Origin of the sequence: Sphingopyxis sp. (assembly GCF_019459305.1) — a bacterium.
GTDB lineage: Bacteria > Pseudomonadota > Alphaproteobacteria > Sphingomonadales > Sphingomonadaceae > Sphingopyxis.
In genome coordinates, this window is record NZ_JAIBES010000046.1 from 70,188 (window position 1) to 89,631 (window position 19,444).

General features: G+C 64.6%; 20 protein-coding genes and 1 pseudogene. 12 read left to right on the plus strand and 9 right to left on the minus strand.

Annotated elements, in window-relative coordinates:
- Nucleotides 1–32 precede the first annotated feature (32 nt).
- A complete protein-coding gene (locus tag K0M74_RS05320) occupies nucleotides 33–1,004 on the minus strand; it encodes a bile acid:sodium symporter family protein (protein ID WP_293968847.1) in 972 nt (323 codons plus the stop codon).
- A 266-nt stretch (nucleotides 1,005–1,270) separates the two neighbouring features.
- Here K0M74_RS05320 and K0M74_RS05325 point away from each other — a divergent pair, with 266 nt between their 5' ends.
- A complete protein-coding gene (locus K0M74_RS05325) occupies nucleotides 1,271–1,921 on the plus strand; it encodes a purine phosphorylase (RefSeq protein WP_293968849.1) in 651 nt (216 codons plus the stop codon).
- A 25-nt stretch (nucleotides 1,922–1,946) separates the two neighbouring features.
- Here K0M74_RS05325 and K0M74_RS05330 read toward each other — a convergent pair whose 3' ends face one another.
- The 4 genes from K0M74_RS05330 to K0M74_RS05345 form a co-directional block, all read right to left on the minus strand.
- Nucleotides 1,947–2,645 (minus strand): helix-turn-helix domain-containing protein, encoded by a 699-nt coding sequence (locus tag K0M74_RS05330; protein ID WP_293968851.1) that lies wholly within the window; start codon nucleotides 2,643–2,645, stop codon nucleotides 1,947–1,949.
- A 147-nt stretch (nucleotides 2,646–2,792) separates the two neighbouring features.
- The gene (locus K0M74_RS05335; RefSeq protein ID WP_293968853.1) at nucleotides 2,793–3,800 is read right to left on the minus strand and encodes a cytochrome d ubiquinol oxidase subunit II; all 1,008 of its coding nucleotides are present in this window, start codon (nucleotides 3,798–3,800) and stop codon (nucleotides 2,793–2,795) included.
- Nucleotides 3,797–5,182, minus strand: a complete 1,386-nt coding sequence (locus tag K0M74_RS05340) for a cytochrome ubiquinol oxidase subunit I (protein ID WP_293968855.1) — start codon at nucleotides 5,180–5,182, stop codon at nucleotides 3,797–3,799. The genes K0M74_RS05335 and K0M74_RS05340 overlap by 4 nt, the downstream gene beginning before the upstream one ends.
- Complete coding sequence (locus tag K0M74_RS05345) at nucleotides 5,169–5,804, minus strand: GbsR/MarR family transcriptional regulator (protein WP_293968857.1); 636 nt, start codon at nucleotides 5,802–5,804, stop codon at nucleotides 5,169–5,171. Before K0M74_RS05345 ends, K0M74_RS05340 begins: the two co-directional genes overlap by 14 nt.
- Between K0M74_RS05345 and K0M74_RS05350 the strand changes: the two genes are divergently transcribed.
- The 7 genes from K0M74_RS05350 (at nucleotide 5,803) to K0M74_RS05380 (ending at nucleotide 11,769) form a co-directional block, all read left to right on the plus strand.
- Complete coding sequence (locus K0M74_RS05350) at nucleotides 5,803–5,931, plus strand: hypothetical protein (RefSeq protein ID WP_293968859.1); 129 nt, start codon at nucleotides 5,803–5,805, stop codon at nucleotides 5,929–5,931. The two genes, K0M74_RS05345 and K0M74_RS05350, sit on opposite strands and share 2 nt — an antisense overlap.
- 59 nt (nucleotides 5,932–5,990) lie before the next feature.
- Nucleotides 5,991–7,823, plus strand: a complete 1,833-nt coding sequence (gene typA / locus K0M74_RS05355) for a translational GTPase TypA (RefSeq protein WP_293968861.1) — start codon at nucleotides 5,991–5,993, stop codon at nucleotides 7,821–7,823.
- A gap of 86 nt (nucleotides 7,824–7,909) precedes the next feature.
- Nucleotides 7,910–9,523, plus strand: a complete 1,614-nt coding sequence (locus K0M74_RS05360; RefSeq protein WP_293968863.1) for an NAD(P)/FAD-dependent oxidoreductase — start codon at nucleotides 7,910–7,912, stop codon at nucleotides 9,521–9,523.
- 183 nt (nucleotides 9,524–9,706) lie between these two features.
- Nucleotides 9,707–10,135 carry a hemerythrin domain-containing protein gene (locus K0M74_RS05365; protein WP_293968865.1) on the plus strand — a complete coding sequence of 143 codons (429 nt, stop codon included), beginning with the start codon at nucleotides 9,707–9,709 and terminating at the stop codon, nucleotides 10,133–10,135.
- Nucleotides 10,132–10,512, plus strand: a complete 381-nt coding sequence (locus tag K0M74_RS05370; RefSeq protein WP_293968867.1) for a hypothetical protein — start codon at nucleotides 10,132–10,134, stop codon at nucleotides 10,510–10,512. The genes K0M74_RS05365 and K0M74_RS05370 overlap by 4 nt, the downstream gene beginning before the upstream one ends.
- 51 nt (nucleotides 10,513–10,563) lie before the next feature.
- Nucleotides 10,564–11,397 (plus strand): TonB-dependent receptor, encoded by an 834-nt coding sequence (locus K0M74_RS05375; RefSeq protein WP_293968869.1) that lies wholly within the window; start codon nucleotides 10,564–10,566, stop codon nucleotides 11,395–11,397.
- A gap of 84 nt (nucleotides 11,398–11,481) precedes the next feature.
- Nucleotides 11,482–11,769: a DUF3297 family protein gene (locus tag K0M74_RS05380; protein ID WP_088443046.1), complete on the plus strand. Its 288-nt coding sequence runs from the start codon at nucleotides 11,482–11,484 to the stop codon at nucleotides 11,767–11,769.
- Between the two features lie 191 nt (nucleotides 11,770–11,960).
- Here the strand turns inward: K0M74_RS05380 and K0M74_RS05385 are convergent, their stop codons facing one another.
- The 3 genes from K0M74_RS05385 to K0M74_RS05395 form a co-directional block, all read right to left on the minus strand.
- A complete protein-coding gene (locus K0M74_RS05385; RefSeq protein WP_293968873.1) occupies nucleotides 11,961–12,536 on the minus strand; it encodes a CHAP domain-containing protein in 576 nt (191 codons plus the stop codon).
- Nucleotides 12,537–12,700: 164 nt separating this feature from the next.
- Nucleotides 12,701–15,055 carry a bifunctional diguanylate cyclase/phosphodiesterase gene (locus tag K0M74_RS05390; protein ID WP_293968875.1) on the minus strand — a complete coding sequence of 785 codons (2,355 nt, stop codon included), beginning with the start codon at nucleotides 15,053–15,055 and terminating at the stop codon, nucleotides 12,701–12,703.
- A gap of 109 nt (nucleotides 15,056–15,164) precedes the next feature.
- Entirely contained in the window at nucleotides 15,165–16,916 is a 1,752-nt protein-coding gene (locus K0M74_RS05395; RefSeq protein WP_293968877.1) for a fatty acyl-AMP ligase, read from the minus strand.
- A 181-nt stretch (nucleotides 16,917–17,097) separates the two neighbouring features.
- On the opposite strand from K0M74_RS05395, the gene K0M74_RS05400 reads away from it, so the two are divergent.
- The 4 genes from K0M74_RS05400 (at nucleotide 17,098) to K0M74_RS05415 (ending at nucleotide 19,268) form a co-directional block, all read left to right on the plus strand.
- Nucleotides 17,098–17,670 (plus strand): RecX family transcriptional regulator, encoded by a 573-nt coding sequence (locus K0M74_RS05400; RefSeq protein WP_293968879.1) that lies wholly within the window; start codon nucleotides 17,098–17,100, stop codon nucleotides 17,668–17,670.
- Between the two features lie 43 nt (nucleotides 17,671–17,713).
- On the plus strand, nucleotides 17,714–18,166 hold the full coding sequence (locus K0M74_RS05405; protein ID WP_293968887.1) for a DUF192 domain-containing protein: 453 nt from the start codon (nucleotides 17,714–17,716) through the stop codon (nucleotides 18,164–18,166).
- Between the two features lie 71 nt (nucleotides 18,167–18,237).
- Nucleotides 18,238–18,621 (plus strand): NADH:ubiquinone oxidoreductase subunit NDUFA12, encoded by a 384-nt coding sequence (locus tag K0M74_RS05410; RefSeq protein WP_293968881.1) that lies wholly within the window; start codon nucleotides 18,238–18,240, stop codon nucleotides 18,619–18,621.
- Nucleotides 18,621–19,268: a DUF2155 domain-containing protein gene (locus K0M74_RS05415; protein ID WP_293968883.1), complete on the plus strand. Its 648-nt coding sequence runs from the start codon at nucleotides 18,621–18,623 to the stop codon at nucleotides 19,266–19,268. The genes K0M74_RS05410 and K0M74_RS05415 overlap by 1 nt, the downstream gene beginning before the upstream one ends.
- 38 nt (nucleotides 19,269–19,306) lie before the next feature.
- Here the strand turns inward: K0M74_RS05415 and K0M74_RS05420 are convergent.
- Nucleotides 19,307–19,429 (minus strand): annotated as a pseudogene (locus K0M74_RS05420) (leucyl/phenylalanyl-tRNA--protein transferase); the annotation flags it as partial.
- Nucleotides 19,430–19,444: the final 15 nt, after the last annotated feature.

The following is a 19,444-nucleotide window of genomic DNA, read 5'->3' on the forward strand; positions in this document are numbered from 1 at the left end:
TGCCGTCTGCCTATATGGCATGCGGCTCTGTGTTATTCAAGCACTACACCGCTCGGTTGCCACACCAAAGCCGGTGCGATCCACGCCGACAGGATCAGCTGCGCCATATGATAGACGAGGATCGGGACCAGCACCATGCCCGCGGTGGCGGGCGGGAACAGCGTCGCGGCAAGCGGCGCCCCGACTGCGATGCTTTTCTGCGCGCCCGCGAACAGCAGGGTGATGCGATCGGGCCGTGCGAGCTTCAGCAGCGCGCCAAAGACCCACGCACCGCCGAATGACAGCGTCAGCAGGATCGCAACGGCACCGAACACGATGCCGATCTCGCGCCCGTCAAGCTGGTCCCAGATCCCCGCGACGACCGCGGCGGAAAAAGCGACATAGACGGCGACCGCGATCGCGGTTCGGTCCAGCGCGGTTGTCAGTCCCTTGTGCATCAGCACCCACGGCCGCAGCCAGTGCTGCGCCAGCTGGCCGACGATGAAGGGTAACAGCAGGATCGCGACGATCCGCAAGGCGGCGGCCCCGCTGATTTGGCCCGCGCTGCCCGCGAAGGCGGCGAACAGCAGCGGCGCGGCGATCACGCCGACCAGGTTGAGCAGCGCCGCCGCGACGACGCTGGCGGCGACATTGCCTCCTGCCATCGAACTCGCCGCGGTCGCCGACTGGACGGTCGAGGGGAGGATGCCAAGGAAGAGAAAACCGAGCGCAAGCGTCGCGGGCAGCAGCGCCGCGGTCGCGAGCTGCGCGCCGAGTCCCAGTAACGCCATGACGCCGAAGCAGAACATCAACGCGCTGCCCTGCAATTTCCAGTTGCGGATGCCATGCAGGACTTCGCCCCGCGGCAAGCGGACACCGTTGAGAAAAAACAGCAGCACGATCGCCGCGGTCGATACCCCTTGCGCCACCGGCACCGCCGCGCCGCGCACCGGCAGCAAGCTGGCGAGCAGGATCGTCGCGAGCAGGATGGGGACGAAGCGGTCGGGGAAAATCCGGGCGAGCATGAGGGGAGCGATGGCGGGGTGAGGGTGGTTTGGCAAGATTATCGTCGCCCCCGCGAAGGCGGGGGCCGTCATCGGTTTACGCAGCGGCGTAGGATTATTGCGGCAGCGGCCCCCGTCTTTGCTGGGGCGACGAACTTGATTCCGTTCGCATCGAGCGCAGTCGAGACGCCCCTCGGTGGAGCTCACCCTCACGGTGTCTCGACCGCCGCGACGGGCTCGGGACAGGCTTCGCTCGACACGAACGGGGAGGGAGCTAGATAGCAGGCATGCCCAACCTCCTCATCCTCGCCGCGCTCCCCGAAGAGGCCGACGCCCTGTTCCCCAACACCGGCACTCGCGACGCTGGGCCAATCCCGCTCCGCCACCTAACCGCCCGCAACCACAACCTCACTATCGCCACCTGCGGTCTCGGCAAGGTCAACGCCGCGCTCGCCGCAGGCCTGTTCGGCGCCGCCGCCGACCTCATCCTGATGACCGGCACCTGCGGCGCGCTCGGCGCTGCACCCGGCGCCTACTGGATCGCCGAGGCGCTCCAGCATGACTATGGCGCGGCCGACCCCGGCACCTTCCGCCGCTACCGCGCGGGCGACTGGCCGATGGGCGAAGCGGCAGAGGCGCATTTCACCGCCATGCCCGACCCCGGCCTCGGCCTGCCGCACGCGCGCATCGCCAGCGGCGACAGCTTTATCGCCTGCCCGCAAGCTGCCGCCGACCTGCAATCGCTCGGTGCGACGCTGGTCGATATGGAGGTCGGCGCGGTGGCGCAGGCCGCGGCGCGGCTCGGCAAGCCATGGGCGGCGATCAAGGCGGTGACCGACGAGGCCAATGACGCCAGCGGCGGCGATTTTCAGGCAAATCTGCTGCGCGTTGCGCGAAGTGCAGCGGTCGAGATCGAACGGTTCTTGTTGATGCTGTGACGCCTGACCGGCGGCGATCAAACCGCTAATAGTCGATGGTGATCCGGACCCGGTCGGGGCTGACCCCAGCGGCATGGGCAATCTGTTCACGGCTGCGGTCGACCAGTTCCTGAAATTCCTCGGGCGCCGCATCGTCGAGCAGATCAGAGGTCGGGACACCCAGAATGGCGGCGAGCTTCACCACCCGGCCGCGCGTCGGGCGCGCCCGACCCTTTTCCCAGCCGGAGACCGACGGCGCGCTGACGCCCATGCGTTGGGCAACTTCGGCCAGGCTGAGTCCGGCGCTGGTGCGAAGCCGCTGCAACCGGTCGCCAAAGGCTTCATCGATAACCGTCGCGGCGTGAACGTCGTCGACGCTGGGCGACGGATCGATGGCTGGCGCGGGTTCGGGCGTTGGAGCGACCGCGCTCTTCAGCTCGACAGCGCTCAACGTCGCCGGGGAAACCGGTCCTTCGAACTGGCAACCGAACAGCCGTCCGCTGGCCCAGATGACGACCGCGGTGATGTCGCCGGCATGCGGCAGCTCTATTTCGATCCTGTCGCAGGCTGCCAGCTTGATGTCGCTTTCGAATAGCAGGCCCGTTCCGGAGATATTGTGGATCTGCACCTCGATACCGGTGCCATCATGCTGCACGCCCTTGGCAAGCAGGCTGAGTTTCCGGCGCGCGCCCTGACGTTGGTCGGTACCGGTTTCCGCTGGCAGAAAATGTCCAAAAACAGCCATAGGCTGTTGTGGGAGTCCGCTGGTTAAAAGAAGGTTAGCGCGGGCGGCGAAAGATGACTCGAGCGAGGGGGTGGAGGCGGTTAGAAGTGATCCTCCCCCAACGCGGAGGATCGGCTCCGTCCACTGTCTATGCCAAACGGTCCTCGGTCACTCATAACTTAAATGCGTCGCCTTCCCGCGAAAGATCCAGTGCGACAGGATCGAGTATCCCAAGATCACCGGCAGCACGAACAGCGCCCCGATCAGGATAATGCTCAGCGCTTCGGGCGAGGCCGCCGCCTGCCAGATGTCAAGCCGGTCGGCGATGAGGTACGGGTAGAAGCTGTACGCAATTCCGACAAACCCCAGCGCAAACAGGATGCCCGCGGTCGCCAGCGGCACCCATGACAGTTCGTCCTTCGCCCGCAAGGGGCGACGCAGGAAGATTGCAAGACCGATAAAAAGGGTCGCGGCGGCGATCGGGATCGGTAGCAGCGCGATGATCTCGGGCAGGCGGAACCAGCGATCGAATATGCGTTCCGACAAGAGCGGCGTCGCGATCGAGATGGTCGCCATCGCCAGCGCGGTCGCCCACAGGCTGACTTCGGCCCAGCGCACCGCGCGTTTCTGCAACTCGCCCTCGACCTTGTAGATCAGCCAGCAGGCGCCGACGAAGGCATAACCCGCGACCAGCCCCAAGGCGGCGAGCAGGCAGAACAGCACCGCCGCGAAGCTCTGGTCGAACCCCAGCACATAGGCGCCGAGCATATAGCCCTGGCAGAGCGCGGTGAGCAGCGACCCGGCGAAGAACGCATGGTCCCAGCGCGGCTTGTGCTCGGGCGGCGCCTTCGCGCGGAACTCGAACGACACCCCGCGCAGGATCAGCGCGACCAGCATCAGCACGACCGGCAAATACAGCTGGGTCAGGATCAGCCCGTGCGCGAGCGGAAAGGCGACGAGCAGCAGCCCGATGCCGAGCACCAGCCACGTCTCGTTCGCGTCCCAGAACGGCCCGATCGACGCGACCATCAGGTCGCGATTCTCGTCCTTCTCCAGCCTCGTCAGCATGCCCACACCCAGGTCATAGCCGTCGAGAATAACATAGAGCAGGATCGACAGCCCCATCAGCCCGGCAAAGATGACCGGCAGCCACCAGGGATCGATGAACGGGGTCATGCCGGTTCCTCCTGCGGGGCGGCGGGGCCGGGGGCTATGGTGGGTACCGGGAACATCGGCTTGTCGTTCGCGGCCGCCTTGCCCAGCCGCGCGAGGCGATAGAGCACAGCAATATAGGCGGTGAGCAGGACCGAATAGACAATCAGATACAGCGTCAGCGAACTCGCGACCATCGCGCTGCCGACCGGTCCGACTGCATCGGCGGTCTTGAGCACGCCGGTCACCAGCCACGGCTGGCGCCCGATTTCGGTGACATACCAGCCCGCGAGCGTCGCGATCCAGCCGCTGAAGGTCATCGCGACGAGTCCGTGCGCCAGCCAGCGGGGCATCGCATCGACCCCACGGCGACGGATCGTCCACGCCGCGAACCAGGACAGCGCGAGCATGGCGACCCCGATCCCGACCATGATCCGGAAGCCCCAGAACAGCGGCCCGACGGGCGGGTGGTCGCCTTCATAATCGTTGAGGCCGGGGACGACGCCCGCCGTCTCATGCTTCAGGATCAGGCTAGCGCCCGAAGGAATGGCCACTTCCAGATGATTGGTGCGCGCCGCTTCGTCGGGGATCGCGAACAGCACCAGCGGGACATGGCTGCGCGTTTCCCAGTTCGCCTCCATCGCCGCGACCTTTTGCGGCTGATGCTCGAGCGTGTTGAGCCCGTGCAGGTCCCCGACGAAAATCTGCACCGGGATCAGCAGCGCCGCGGCATAGACGGCGGCCTTCAACGTCCGCCGCACGCCTTCGCCGCCACCATCCTTCAGCCAGCGCCACGCCGACATCCCGGCGATCAGGAAAGCGACGGTCAGTGCCGAGGCGATCAGCATATGGATCAGCCGGTATGGCATCGACGGGTTGAAAATAATCGCCCACCAGTCGGTCGCGTGTACGACGCCGTCGCGGATTTCATAACCGACCGGGGTCTGCATCCAGCTGTTCAGGACGATGATCCAGAACGCCGACAAGGTCGTGCCGCCCGCGACCAGCAAAGTCGCCGTCGTGTGGACCCAGTTCGGCACCCGGCTGAACCCGAACAACATGATCCCCAGGAACACCGCCTCCAGGAAAAAGGCGGTGAGCACTTCATAAGCCAGAAGCGGTCCGGCGATATTGCCGACCTTTTCCATATAGCCCGGCCAATTGGTGCCGAACTGGAAACTCATCGTGATGCCCGACACGACCCCCATCGCAAAGCTCAGCGCAAACACTTTCACCCACAGGCGATACGCGTCCATCCACGCCCCGTCCTTGGTGCGATTATACGCGAGCTTGAAGCCGAGCAGCGCCCAGCCGAGTGCGATCGTGATCGTCGGGAACAGGATGTGGAAACTGATGTTCGCGGCAAACTGGATGCGCGCAAGGATTAGCGGATCAAATGCGTCCATTGTCGTTCTCCGTCGCGGCCGGGGTCTTGCCGCGGCCGAGCATGCGGTCCTTGAACTCGAGTGCTTTTACCACTCGCTCGCCGAGGCACAAAAGCTGGAGCAGCCGTTCGTTGTCGAGCCGCCGCATCTCGGCATACCAGTCGGTGAGCAGCTCGATCTGCTCGTGCATCGCGCCGATCCGTTCCTGTGCGAAGCGGTCCGACGCATCGGTCGCGGGTTCCATCAACAGGGTGCGCAGCGTCGTCAGCGTCGGGTCGATCTCGCGCTTCTTGCGCTCTTCGACCAAGGTACGAAAGATCGCCCACACATCGCGCGGCGTTTCATAATAATCGCGCCGGTCGCCCGGAACATGGCGCAACTGCACAAGGTTCCAGCTCGCCAGCTCTTTCAGCCCCATCGAGACGCTGCCGCGCGAGAGGGAAAGTGCCTCGCTGATCTCCTCGGCGTGCCGCGGCGCGTCGGCCAGAAACAGCATCGCGTAAATCTGCCCGACCGTCCGGTTGATCCCCCAGCGGCTCCCCATCTCGCCGAAATGCAGGACAAATGCCTGCGCAAGCGGAGAGAGCCGGAACGGCGGGGATGGCAAATCCGCTGGAGAATCGGGGGTAGGAGACAAATTCATGAGCGCGCCATACGCTCTAATTTCTGAAGTTTCAATAATTATTGAAACCTTTGTTGATGCCGATCGGCCCGGTGACAACTTTGCCAACTTCGGCAATCATGTTGCGCCGCAGCACCCATTCTGTTAGGGGCGCGGCGTTTCGCGGCGCTCCCGGCGCTGCCCCCTTCCATCAAGGCCCGTTCCCGCATGTCTCTGCGCAATATTGCCATTATCGCCCACGTCGATCATGGAAAAACCACCCTCGTCGATCAGCTGTTCCGCCAGTCGGGTACCTTCCGCGACAACCAGCGCGTCGAAGAACGTGCCATGGATTCCAATGACCTGGAAAAGGAACGCGGGATCACCATCCTGGCGAAATGTACCTCGGTCGAGTGGGGCGAAGGCGCCGACCTGACGCGGATCAACATCGTCGATACCCCGGGCCACGCCGATTTCGGCGGCGAGGTCGAGCGGATCCTGAGCATGGTCGACGGCGTCATCCTGCTCGTCGACGCCGCCGAAGGCCCGATGCCGCAAACCAAATTCGTCACCGGCAAGGCGCTCGCGCTGGGCCTCAAGCCGATCGTCGTCGTCAACAAGATCGACCGCAGCGACGCGCGCGCCGCTGAAGTGCTGGACGAAGTGTTCGAACTGTTCCTGACGCTCGAAGCCAATGACGAACAGCTTGATTTCCCGATCCTTTATGCCTCGGGCCGCGGTGGTTACGCCTCGGAAGATCCCGAAGCGCGCGAAGGCACGCTGGAGCCGCTGTTCAAGACGATCGTATCGCACGTGCCGACCCCCGGCCTGCCCGAAGACGGTCCGTTCACCTTCCTCGCCACCCTGCTCGACCGCGACAATTTCATCGGCCGCATCCTGACCGGGCGCGTCCAGTCGGGGACGATCAAGGTCAACCAGCCGATCCACGCGATCGACATGGACGGCAAGGTGATCGAAACCGGCCGCGCGTCGAAGCTGCTGGCGTTTCGCGGGCTCGAGCGCGTTCCCGTCGAGGAAGCGCGCGCGGGCGACATCGTTGCGATCGCGGGTCTGGCGCTGGCGACCGTCGCCAACACCATCGCCGACACCAGCGTGAGCGAGCCAATCGCCGCGCAGCCGATCGATCCGCCGACGCTGTCGATGCGCTTTGCCGTCAATGATTCGCCGATGGCGGGCCGCGAGGGGAGCAAGGTCACCAGCCGCATGATCCGCGACCGCCTGTTCCGCGAAAGCGAAACCAATGTCGCGATCCGCGTCACGGAAAGTGCCGACAAGGACAGCTTTGAAGTCGCCGGCCGCGGCGAGCTTCAACTGGGCGTGCTCATCGAAACGATGCGCCGCGAAGGCTTCGAACTCGGCATCAGCCGCCCGCGGGTGCTGTATGGCGAGGACGAGAATGGCAAGCGCACCGAACCCTATGAAACCGTCGTCATCGACGTCGACGACGAACATAGCGGCACGGTGGTCGAGAAGATGCAGGTCCGCAAAGCCGACCTGACCGACATGCGCCCGTCGGGCGGCGGGAAGACGCGCATTACCTTCAGCGGCCCGTCGCGCGGCCTGATCGGCTATCATGGCGAATTCCTCTCCGACACGCGCGGCACCGGGATCATGAACCGCCTGTTCGAAAAATATGGCCCGTACAAAGGCAATATCGCGGGGCGACAGAACGGCGTGCTGATCAGCAACGGCAATGGCGAAGCCGTCGCCTATGCGCTGGGCCCGCTCGAAGAGCGCGGCATCCTGTTCGTGTCGCCCGGCGAAGCGCTGTACGAGGGCATGATCATTGGTGAAAATGCTAAGCCCGACGACCTGGAAGTTAACCCGATGAAGTCGAAGCAGCTGACGAACTTCCGTTCGACCGGCAAGGACGACGCGATCCGCCTGACCCCGCCGCGCCGCATGACGCTGGAACAGGCGATCGCCTATATCGACGACGACGAAATGGTCGAAGTGACCCCGAAAAACATCCGCATCCGCAAGGCGCTGCTCGATCCGCACGAGCGCAAGAAGGCGTCGCGCAAGAAGGAAGCGGCCTAAAGTTCAGGGGGACGGTCAGCGGTGACCGTCCTCTTTTCTTTTCGAACAGCGTTCCCCCCGGCTGGGTTGCGCCGTAAAGGCGTCCCATGCTTCGCCTGACCGAACTCACGCTGCCACTGCACCATGCGCCGGAAGAGCTGCCCGCCGCGATCTGCAAGCGGCTGCGGATCACCCAGCGCGAGCTGGTGCGCCATGTCGTCGCGCGGCGCGCGCACGATGCGCGCGACAAGACCAATATCCAGCTCGTCTATTCGGTCGACGTCAATGTGAAGGACGAGGGCGCGGTGCTCGCGCGCTTTCGCAAGGACCGCAACGTCCAGCAGACCCCGAACACCAGCTATAAATTGATCACCCAGGCGCCGAAGGGCATCAAGCGGCCGGTCGTCGTCGGCGCGGGGCCGTGCGGGTTGTTCGTCGGGCTGATCCTCGCGCAGATGGGGTTCCGCCCGATCATCCTCGACCGCGGCAAGGTGGTGCGCGAGCGGACCAAGGATACGTGGGACTTGTGGCGGCGCGGGGTGCTCCACCCCGAATCGAACGTCCAGTTTGGTGAGGGCGGCGCGGGCACCTTTTCCGACGGCAAGCTCTACAGCCGGATCAAGGATCCCCGCCACCTCGACCGCAAGGTGCTGACCGAATTCGTCAAAGCGGGCGCCCCGTCCGAAATCCTGACCGAAGCGCACCCGCACATCGGCACCTTCCGGCTGGTGACGATGGTCGAAAGCCTGCGCGAAACGATCGAGGGGCTGGGCGGCGAATATCGCTGGCAGCACAAGGTCGACGGGATCGATATTGCCACCGACGGCGCGGGCGAACGCCGCGTCCAGGGGCTACACCTGACGGGTGGCGGCTATATCGAGGCCGACCGGGTCGTGCTGGCAGTGGGCCACAGCGCGCGCGACACCTTCGCGATGCTCCATGCCGCGGGGGTCCATGTCGAGGCGAAGCCCTTTTCGATCGGCGTTCGCATCGAACATCCGCAATCATGGATCGACACCTCGCGCTTTGGCGCCGATGCGGGCAACCCGATCCTCGGCGCCGCCGAATATCATATCTCGCACCACTGCAAGAACGGGCGGACGGTTTACAGTTTTTGCATGTGCCCCGGCGGCACCGTCGTCGCCGCGACTTCCGAAGAAGGTCGCGTCGCGACCAACGGCATGAGCCAATATTCGCGCAACGAACGCAACGCCAATTCGGGCTTCGTGGTCGCGATCGACCCCGAACGCGACTATCCCGGCGACCCGCTCGCGGGCCTCGCGTTTCAGCGGCACTGGGAATCGCTCGCCTATGTCGCGGGCGGATCGAACTATCGCGCTCCCGCGCAGCGCGTCGGCGATTTTCTGGCGGGGCGTCCATCGACCGCGCTGGGCAGCGTCACCCCGTCGTACCGCCCCGGCGTGACCCCGACCGACCTCGCGGCCTGTCTGCCCGATTTCGCGGTCGAGGCGATGCGTGAGGCGATCCCCTTGTTCGGACGCCAAATCAAGGGATATGACCATCCCGACGTCGTGATGACGGGGGTCGAGACGCGCACCTCGTCCCCCGTGCGCTTCACCCGCGGCGAGGATTTTCAGAGCCTGAACACCGCCGGCCTGTTCCCAGCGGGCGAGGGCGCGGGTTACGCCGGGGGCATTTTGTCGGCGGCGGTCGACGGGATCAAGGTCGCCGAGGCGGTGGCGCGGAGCCTGATGCCGTGACGGTGATCCGACCGCTTTTACCCGTCGTTTCGGCGTGGCGCCGTCGCGTTATCGCGCCAATATGGCTTAGTCCGCCATCACGGCGAGCAGTCGAGACCGATCAAGGCTAATGGGCGTTTACCGTCTTTTCACGCCCGGTGCCTATGGCAGCGATGAAGGGACCGAATTTTAGAGAGGCGACCCATGCCTATTGGTCCCGAGATGCGGCGGCTGCGCGCCGAACACGCCGCGCTCACCACGCTGTCGCAGCTTTTGCTGGAGCTTATCCACACCCCCGAACGGCGGAGTCCGACCGAGCTCGAATCGGTGCTCGGAATGCTGCGCGATACGCTGCTGCGCCATTTGAAGTGCGAGGACTGGATCCTCTATCCGCGATTGAAGGCGAGCGGCAATGCCGAGGTTGTCGTGATGGCAGGCGAATTTGTGCGCGAGATGGGGCATATCGCGCAGGATTTTGCAGCTTACGACGCGAAATGGACCGCCGAACGGATCGCCGACGACTGGTCGGGCTTCTGTAGCGAGACCGAGGTCCTGCTCGACGTATTGGGGATGCGGATCGAGCGCGAAAATTGCGATCTGTATCCCGTCGCGGAGCAGCTCGACCTGGCGTGACGTTCTGGACTCTGAACGCGATGGGATATTACCATGGCAACGAGGGGCGCGGCATGTGGTTCACCCCCTATGTCGCAACCCCGGGCGGCGCACCGATGGCGCTGCGCACGACCGAATATGAAATCGAGCGGTACGGCATCGTCGCCAGCAGCTTGTTCACGCTGGGCGCGAACCGCGTCGAAGTCGGCATCTGGTACGAAGACAATGATTTCAATCAGGCGCGCCGCTTTTACGGTCTAGGCAACACCGCCGGCGCACCCGATCGCAGCAGCCTGAAATTCCCCACCGATCTGCTGCTCACCCAATGGGAATTCGATTTCAACACCCAGACGCTGCAATCTCACGTGCAGGACACGCTCGATCTGGGGCAGGTCTAGATCAACGCGGGGTGGAAGGGGCTTCGCGTCACCAACCTCGCGACGCCGATCGTGCGCGGCAGTCTGGCGGCGGGGCGGACCGAGGCGAAGGACTGGTTTTTGCCGCAGGCGGGACTCCTCTTTCGTCGGAGTGACGATAATGAGGCGTTCGCGAGCTACACTCAGAATATGCGCGCGTTCGAAAGTTCGGCGACCGGCGGGCCGTTCGCGACGACGCAGGCGGGTTTCGACGCGCTCTACCTGAAACCCGAAACCTCGACTACCTATGAACTCGGCTTCCGCACCAAATCGCCGCGCTTTCAGGGGGTGATCGCGGGCGATTATGTCGACTTCAAGGATCGCATCATCGCCTTTGCCAATGGCTCGGGCATCCAGAGCAATCCGGCGATCCTGCAGAATGTCGGCGACGTGCGCTCGTGGGGCGTCGAGGCGGCGGGGACGTTCCGTGTTACCCCCCACCTGTCGCTGTTTGCCTCCTACGCGTACAACGAATCCGAATATCAGGACGATGTCGTCAACGCTGCGGGCACGATCATCGCGGCGACCGCGGGCAAGACCGTGGTCAATTCGCCGCGCCATCTGGCCAAGGGTGAGATCACCTGGGACACCGGCAGCTTCTCTGCGCGCATCGGCGCCAACTACACCTCGAAACGCTATTATTCGTTCGAGAATGACGCCGAGGTCGGCGGCTTTGTCATTGTCGACGCGAGCATCGGTTACCGGTTCAACGAGCGGATCTCGGTGCAGGCCAATGCGACCAATTTGTTCGACAGGGACTATGTATCCACGATCGGCACCAACGGCTTTGCCAACCGCGGCGACAGCCAGACCTTGCTCGCGGGGGCGCCGCAGCAGTTCTTTGTGACGGTGAAAGCCGGGTTCTAAAACCCCTAAGTCCAATCGCCTTTCCGTTGACGATAGTGGCGCGGTCCCGCTAGGGCCGCGCCATCGTTTTATGGGAATATAGTTATGACCGATACCCCCCCCGACCATATGTCGACCAACCCGCGCTCGCCTCATTTCGATATGGAGGTGCTGCAGCGCGGCATCGGCATCCGCTTCAAGGGCAAGGAACGCACCGACGTCGAGGAATATTCGATTTCCGAAGGCTGGATCCGCGTCGCGGCGGGCAAGTCAAAGGACCGCTTTGGTCAGCCGATGACGATCAAGCTGTCGGGCGAGGTCGAAGCGTGGTTCGAGGATACGGCCGCGGCCGGCGAGGGTGAAGCGCCCAAGGATGCGGGCGACGAAGCCTAGAAAGTTGCGCGCTAAATTTCCCGTTTGTGCTGAGCGTGTCGAAGCACCGTCCTTCTTTCGTCGACGCTGGAAAGAAAGAACGGCCCTTCGACAAGCTCAGGGCGAACGGATTTAGGTGGGGGCAGTCGCTACGCGGCTTCGCGCCGACGGCACCAATTCCTTACGAATCTAACGGGTTTTGAATTGTCGGTTTACTGGCCGAGCGACGCGGCCACGACTTCGAGGCCGTTGCCGGGCTTCCAGTCGTTCTGCGCCCACACCGGCGCCTTGAAGCTCGGCGCCTTGTTCGGGGTGCCGCCGGCATAGATGAAACCCTGGACCGGGTTTGCGCGCAGGCCGAGGTCGCCGATCGGGGCGTACCACACGCGGACCATGCTCCAGTCGCCGGCATCGCTGACGTCGACGACGCGGACATTGCGCTCGATCTGGCCGCGGCGGCCGTTGATGGGCGACCAGTTGGCGTGGTCGATGCGGATTTCGCGGTCGCTGACGATTTTCTTGACCACTGCGACATGGCCCATCGGCATGCCGCGGGTACCGGCAAACGCCATCACCGCACCCTCGCGCGGTTCGCCGCCGCGGGCATAGTCGCTGGCGGATTGCGCCCACCAGGTCTTGGCATTGCCGCGAATGTCGACGCCCGATTCGGCGCGGGCAAAGGGCACGCATTGGAGATAGCCCTGCGCTACGGCGGGGGCGCTGACGAGCAGACCGGTGAGCGTCAGTACGGACGCGATGGCGGCAGCCAGAAAGCGACGATAGAGCATGAAATGCGACCCCCAATGCTTGTGTTCAAGCGTTGCAGCGTCATTGCCATGGATTGTCCGCGCCACCACCCACCGCGCGACGAGTCGCGCCTACGCCGCGGTGAGCGGCGGAACCTTTTGTTAAGCCTGTCAATTCGTCGTGTGATTGGCTCGACTGGTCGCCGTCAGGCCGCGGCGCTGGCCGACGGATCGGTCGCGCGAAACAGCGTCAGCACGTCGGTGGCAGGCATCGGGCGGCCATAATAATAGCCCTGGATATTGCTGCATCCCATGTTGCGCAGCGTTTCGACCTCCAGCTCGGTTTCGGCACCTTCAGCCGTGGTCGACATGCCAAGGCTGTCGGCGAGTGCGACGACGGCGCGGATGATCGCGATCGATTCGATGCTGCCCTTGGCGGCGCCGACAACGAAGCTGCGGTCGACCTTGATCGTCGAAAATTGCGTCTTGCGCAAATAGCCGAGTGACGAATAGCCGGTACCGAAATCGTCGAGCGACAGGCGGATGCCTAGCCCGATCAGCTGGTCGAGCAATTGCGCCGCGCCGCCGCCGTCGCGCAGAAACACGCTTTCGGTAACTTCGATCTCCAGCCGCTGCGGCGGCAGCCCGCTTTGCGCCAGCGCCGAGACGACGACCGAGGCGAAATTGGGGTCGGTCAGCTGGTCGGCAGACACGTTGATCGCGACCTTCAAATTCGATGGCCATTTCATCGCTTCGTGACACGCGGTGCGCAGCACCCATTCGCCGATCGGCGAGATCAGCCGCGCATCCTCTGCCAAGGGAATGAACCGTCCCGGCGACACATTGCCGAGCTTTTGGTTCTGCCAGCGGATCAGCGCTTCGAAGCCGTTGAGCGTACCGTCGGCGGCGGTGACCACCGGCTGGTAATAAAGTTCGAATTCGCGGCGTTCGAGCGCGCCGCGCAATTCCTGTTCCATAACGCGGCGCTCTTCGGCTTGCGCGTGCAGCGAGGCGACATAGCCGGCGACGACGTTGCCGCCCTTGTCCTTGGACTTGTAGAGCGCAAGGTCGGCGTTGCGGGTCAGTGTTTCGACGGTGGCGCCGTCTTGCGGCCCGATCGCAAAACCGATGCTGGCGCCGACGAACAGTTGGTGGTTGTCGACCACATAGGGGCGGCTGATCGTGGCGATCAGCCGTTTCGCCAGATCCTCTGCCGAATCGGCGGACGCGACGTTGTGCAGCACGACGGCAAATTCGTCGCCGCCGAGGCGCCCGCAGGTCATGCCGCGCTCCATCAGGCCTTTGAGCCGCGCGGCGACCTGCGCCAGCAGCTTGTCGCCGACGGGATGGCCAAGCGTATCGTTGACCGCCTTGAAGCGGTCGAGGTCGATGATCAGCAGCGCGCAGCGTGCCTTGGCATCGAGCGCGTGGGCCAGCGCGCGCGCCAGATCCTCGTTGAGGCTGAGGCGATTGGGCAGGCCGGTGAGGTTATCGAAGCGCGCCATTTTGGCGATCTGTTCGGCGGTCGCGCGCTGTTCGGTGACGTCCGAACCAACGCCGCGGAAGCCGAGGAACTTGCCCGCTTCGTCGAGGCGCGGCGACGCCGACAGCTCCCACCAGCGCGGGGCGCCACCGATCGTCACGGGGACGATCAGGTTCGAAAAGCTTTCGCGCCGCTTCATCCGTTCGGCCATTTCGTGCAGACTTTTTGGGAACAGCCCGGTGTCCCACGCATCGCCCGACAGCGCCTGCAGCAACGGGACGCCTTCGAGCGCGTCGGCCGGGGCGCCGAGCGCATAGGCCAGCCGCGGCGAGATATGGACCAGGCGGCGGCTGTTGTCGGTCTGCCAAAGCCAGTCGGCCGAGGTTTCTTCGAACTCACGCAGCAGCAGGCTGACCGTCTCGGTCTTTTCGTGCAGCGTCTCTTCGGCATGGCGGAACCGGATATGGCTTTGCGCAAAGCGGACGCAGAAATTGCAGAGCAAGAAACCTGCAACCACCGCGACCGCCGCGAGTTGGGGCGCGTCGGCGCGCACCAGCGCAGCGGCTGCCGACAGGGTGACGGGGGCGATGAACAGGATGCACGCCATCGGAACGCTGTGAGCGACGATTGCCAGCGTGACCATCATCAACACCGCGATCGTCCACATCGACAGGACATGGTCGAGCGGCGGCGAAAACCCGTGGAGCCAGAAAGGCGTGCTCCAGAACAGCGCCGAATAGAGCGCGTGGCGATTGCACATCCGATACTCGGTGATTCCCGACAATTTGGGATCACCCAGCGGTAGGCGGCGGAACTGGCTGTACGACCACAGGCTGAAGACCAGGCCGGCGCAGAGCCAGCTGCTGGCGATCGCGAGCGGGACGCTGAGAATCATCGTGAATGTGGCGACTAGCGCCATGCCGAGCCCCATGAACAGGCGCAGCGATCCCTGACCGCGTAACGGCGCAAGCTGCAATTGGCGGAGGTTGCCGGTGTCGGCATCGCGCGGCCCCAGCCCCAACAGGGTCCGCGCTGGAATCTCTGCGGCAATGATCTGGTCGGTCAACAGGCTTTTCACCGTGCCTGTTTAGCGCCGGGGTGTTACCCGAAGGTAACCAGCGCGTTCATTTGACGTGTTATTTGTCCAGCAGCGGGACAAAATTTGCGGGCAAGGTCGGTGCCTCGTGTCAGGCGGCCATCGCAAAGGGTTGAATTTCCCCGGCAAGATATTGCGCGCGCGCTTTCGAGCGGCTGAGCTTGCCCGAACTGGTGCGCGGCAGGGTGCGCGGCGGGATCAGCTCGATCAGGCAATTCATGCCGGTAATAGCGCGGACGCGGTCGCGAATCGTTTCACGCAGGGCGATGCGTTCGGCCTCGTCGCTAGTGCGGCACTGGACGAGCACCGCGGGGGTTTCCTCGCCCCCCGGTGCAGTGATCGCGAACGCCGCAATGTCGCCCGATTTGAACCCTGGCAATTGCTCGACCGCCCATTCGATATCCTGCGGCCAGTGGTTCTTGCCATTGATGATGATCATGTCCTTGGCGCGGCCAACGATGTAAATGTAACCATCGGACAAATAACCCATATCGCCGGTGTCGAGCCAGCCGTCGACGAGGCAGGCGGCGGTCGATTCGGGGTCGCGATAATAGCCGGTCATCAGCGACGGACCGCTGCACCAAACCTTGCCGACGGTCTGGTCGGGCAGCGCATTGCCGAGTTCGTCGCGCACCTCGATCACCATGTCGCGCGCGGCGCGGCCGCAGTTGACGATGGCGCGGTATCGCGTCGGGCGGCCCGCATCATTGGCGGCGCCTGACAGTTCGGTTTCCTCGACCAATTCGACAACGATCCCCTCACCTGGGGGCATGATGCTGACCGCGAGCGTCGCTTCAGCAAGGCCATAGCTCGGCAGGAAGGCGCTGGCGCTGAAACCCGCGTCGGCAAAGGCATCGACAAAGCTTTGCATCACATCGGGACGGATCATGTCGGCGCCGTTGCCGGCGACGCGCCAGCGCGACAGGTCGAAACGGTCGGCGACATGCGTCTGACTCGACACGCGGCGGGCGCAGATGTCGTAGCCAAAGGTCGGCGAATAGCTGAGCGTCGTTCCCTCGTTGCGGCTGATCAGGTCGAGCCAGGCGAGCGGGCGGCGCGCAAAATCTTCGGTCTTGAGATAATCGACCGACACCTGGTTCGCGACCGGCGAGAGCAGGCAGCCGACGAGGCCCATGTCGTGATACCAGGGCAGCCACGAAACGCAGCGATCGCTGTCCTGCACTTCCATGCCGTGTGAATGCGCGGCGAGGTTGTTGAGCAAAGCGGCGTGGGTGACCGCGACGCCGTGCGGGAAGCGCGTCGAACCGCTGCTGTACTGAAGATAGCAGGTTTCGTTCGACTGCTGCGCGGGCAGGTCGGTCACCGGCCCGGGTTTGGCGGCAAATTCGCTCCAGTCGACCGGCAGCACATTCTGCGCTTCGGCGGCTTCCACGGCCATGGTGGCGATTTCCGGCGGGAAGAACAGCATCGTAGGGTCGCAGCTGGTGAGCTGGACGACGAGCTGGCCGACATAGCTATCGCGGCCGCCAAAGCTGGTCGGCAGCGGCAGTGGGACGGGCCAGGCGCCAGCGTAGATTGTTCCAAAGAACAGCGCGGCGAATTCGGCGCCGGTTTCGGCGATCAGCGCGATGCGATCGCCGGGTTTTACCCCCGCCGCGATCAGCCGATAGGCGGTGAGGAGGGCGTCGTCGCGCAGCTCGCTATACGGGTAGGGGCGCACCAGCTTACCCCGCGGATCGTGGAAATTGAGCCCGCGCGTACCATTGGCGGCATAATCGAGCGCTTCGCCGACGGTGGCGAAGTCCGAAAAGCGGCGCGGCTGGGCGCAGAAGGTCGGCGTCGGCTGGAGCTCGTCCGCCGGAAAGGCAATATTATCGGTCATAAGGGGTGCGACATCCCGCGAAACGGGCCGCGCGGCAACAAGCATGTCATCTTTGCGTGTCATGGTGCCTGGCGCGATCCCTTAGCAGTTGGAACAAATTCGCCCGTTTTCGGGCTATATTGCCCGATATGGCGGCGCTGATCGTTCTCAATCAGGCCCGACTGTGGCATAAACATGGCACATGCCCAAGCATCGCGATCCACCCGACCGTACAAAAAGACCTTTGGGCGCGGCGCGGCTCGACGAGCTGGCGCTGGCTTATGTGGCGCGGTTCGCGACCAGCCGCGCCAAACTGACGCGCTATCTGTCTCGAAAAATTCGCGAATCCGAGTGGACCGACGAGGTTGACGCGGTAGCCGCGTGCGAGGCGGTCGCCGACCGGATGGAGCGGTTGCAGTTCCTCGACGATCGCCAATATGCCGTGATGCGCGCGGGGGCGATGACACGCCGGGGGCTGGGGGTGCGGCGGGTCAAGGCGCAGCTGTATGTCGACGGCATCGCCGCGGCGGACAGCGGCGAGGCGATCGAGACTGCTGAGGCGTCGGCCCAGGAATCGGCGGTCGGCTTCGCGCGGCGGCGGCGGTTCGGGCCGTTTGCGACGCGTCTCGCCGACGATCCAAAACTGCGCGAGCGGCAGATTGCTGCGTTTTTGCGCGCCGGGCACAGCATGACGCTGGCGCGGCGGATCGTGGCGATTGCGCCGGGGGACGAAGCGGCGCTGGCGGCGCTGGACGATGATGCAGGGCTGGATTAGGGCTGGCCCAAATTGCCAGAATGAGGATCTGCCGATGCGCGCTATTTTGACCGCTCTTGCCCTGACGCTGGCCGTGCCGATGACGGGGTGCAGCCAGGACGCCAGCGAGGTGGAGAGCGTCCAGATGATCCCGGTGACGATCACCGCCAAGGACCAGACGCATCGGTTCAACGTCGAAGTCGCGCGGACCGATGCCGAGCAGGACCAGGGGCTGATGTTCCGCACCAGCCTGCCCGCCGATGGCGGCATGTTGTTTCCGTTCGACAAGCCGCGGATCGGCAGTTTCTGGATGAAGAACACGTTAATCCCGCTCGACATAATCTTCATCCGCGCCGACGGCAGCATCGACCGGATTGCGGAAAACGCGATCCCCGAATCGCTTGAGCCGGTGGTCAGCGGGGGTGAGGTCAGCGCGGTGCTGGAACTCGCGGGAGGCACCGCAGCGCGGCTCGGGATTGACGAGACTGCCAAAGTGACGTGGAAAGATGGGAAATAGCGCCCCGAAAGCGGGGCGATCGACCGTTTGACGCTTGCGAAGCGCGCACCCTTGGCTGTAAACGCCTCGCCATGAGCATCCTCGGCAAGATTTTCACCTGGTGGGACGGTGCGACCGTCGGCACACTGCTGAACAGCTGGAAAACCGGCGAAAAGGTCGGCGAGGACGGCCTTGGCAACACCTACCATCGGGCGCGCAAGGGCGATCGCCGCTGGGTGATCTACAACGGATCGAACGATGCGAGCCGGGTGCCGCCCGAATGGCACGGCTGGCTGCACCGCACTTTCGACGAACTGCCGACCGACATGCTGCCCGCGCCGCGCGCGTGGGAAAAAGAACCGACCGCCAACCTGACCGGCAGCACCGGCGCGTACCGCCCTGCCGGGGCGCTCGAGCGCGGCGGCCAGCGGGCTGCGGCGACCGGCGATTATGAGGCCTGGCGGCCCGGCGAATAATGTCGCGCCGGATTTCGACCGCGCTGTTCGCGCTGCTGGCCGCGACCGCGCTGACCGCCTGCGATCGGTCACCGTCCAAGGGTAATGGCAGCGCGACGGTGCCGACCGTCGCCAAATCCGAACGCGTCCCGCAGGAAGTCGGCGGCATCGAGGGCGCGACCCCGATGGCGGAGCGCATCGCGATTGTCGGCCTGCTCAATAAGCGGAACGGGCTGGTCCGCGAACTCGAAATGAAGCCCGGCGAATCTGCGCGCGTCGGGCGCGCGATCGTCCGGCTGCGTGCGTGCGAACAAACCGCGCCGTGGGAAGACCCGCCTGAAACCGGCGCGTTCGTGCAACTGACGGTGCAGGATCAACGCGACGACAAATGGCGCCGCGTCTTTTCGGGCTGGATTTTCCGCGAGCGGCCCGACCGCAACATCATCCAGCACCCGATTTATGATGTCTTCGTCAAAAGCTGTGCGATGACATATCCCGGCGGCGAGCCGGTGGCCCCCGCGGCGGCGAAATCGGGCGCGGCGGCGGCGCCCAAAGCGTCGAGCACGCCCCAGTCGCCCGCGACAAACGGCGGCGAAGGCGGCGATACGCCCGCCGCGCCTGCTCCAGCGCCCGCCGCTGCACCGTCGCCGCCCGCCAACACCGAATAGAGCCGCGCGAGATAGTCGGCCTGGCGGATTTCGATCGCGCCGAGGCTGGCGAGGTGCGGGGTGATGAACTGGCAGTCGAGCAATTTCCACCCCCCCGCGCGCCAGCGCGCGCCGCGGTGGGCGCGCGCCACCGTGGACGCAAAGCGCGCCCCGCGGGCCATCGATTAGCCCAAAAA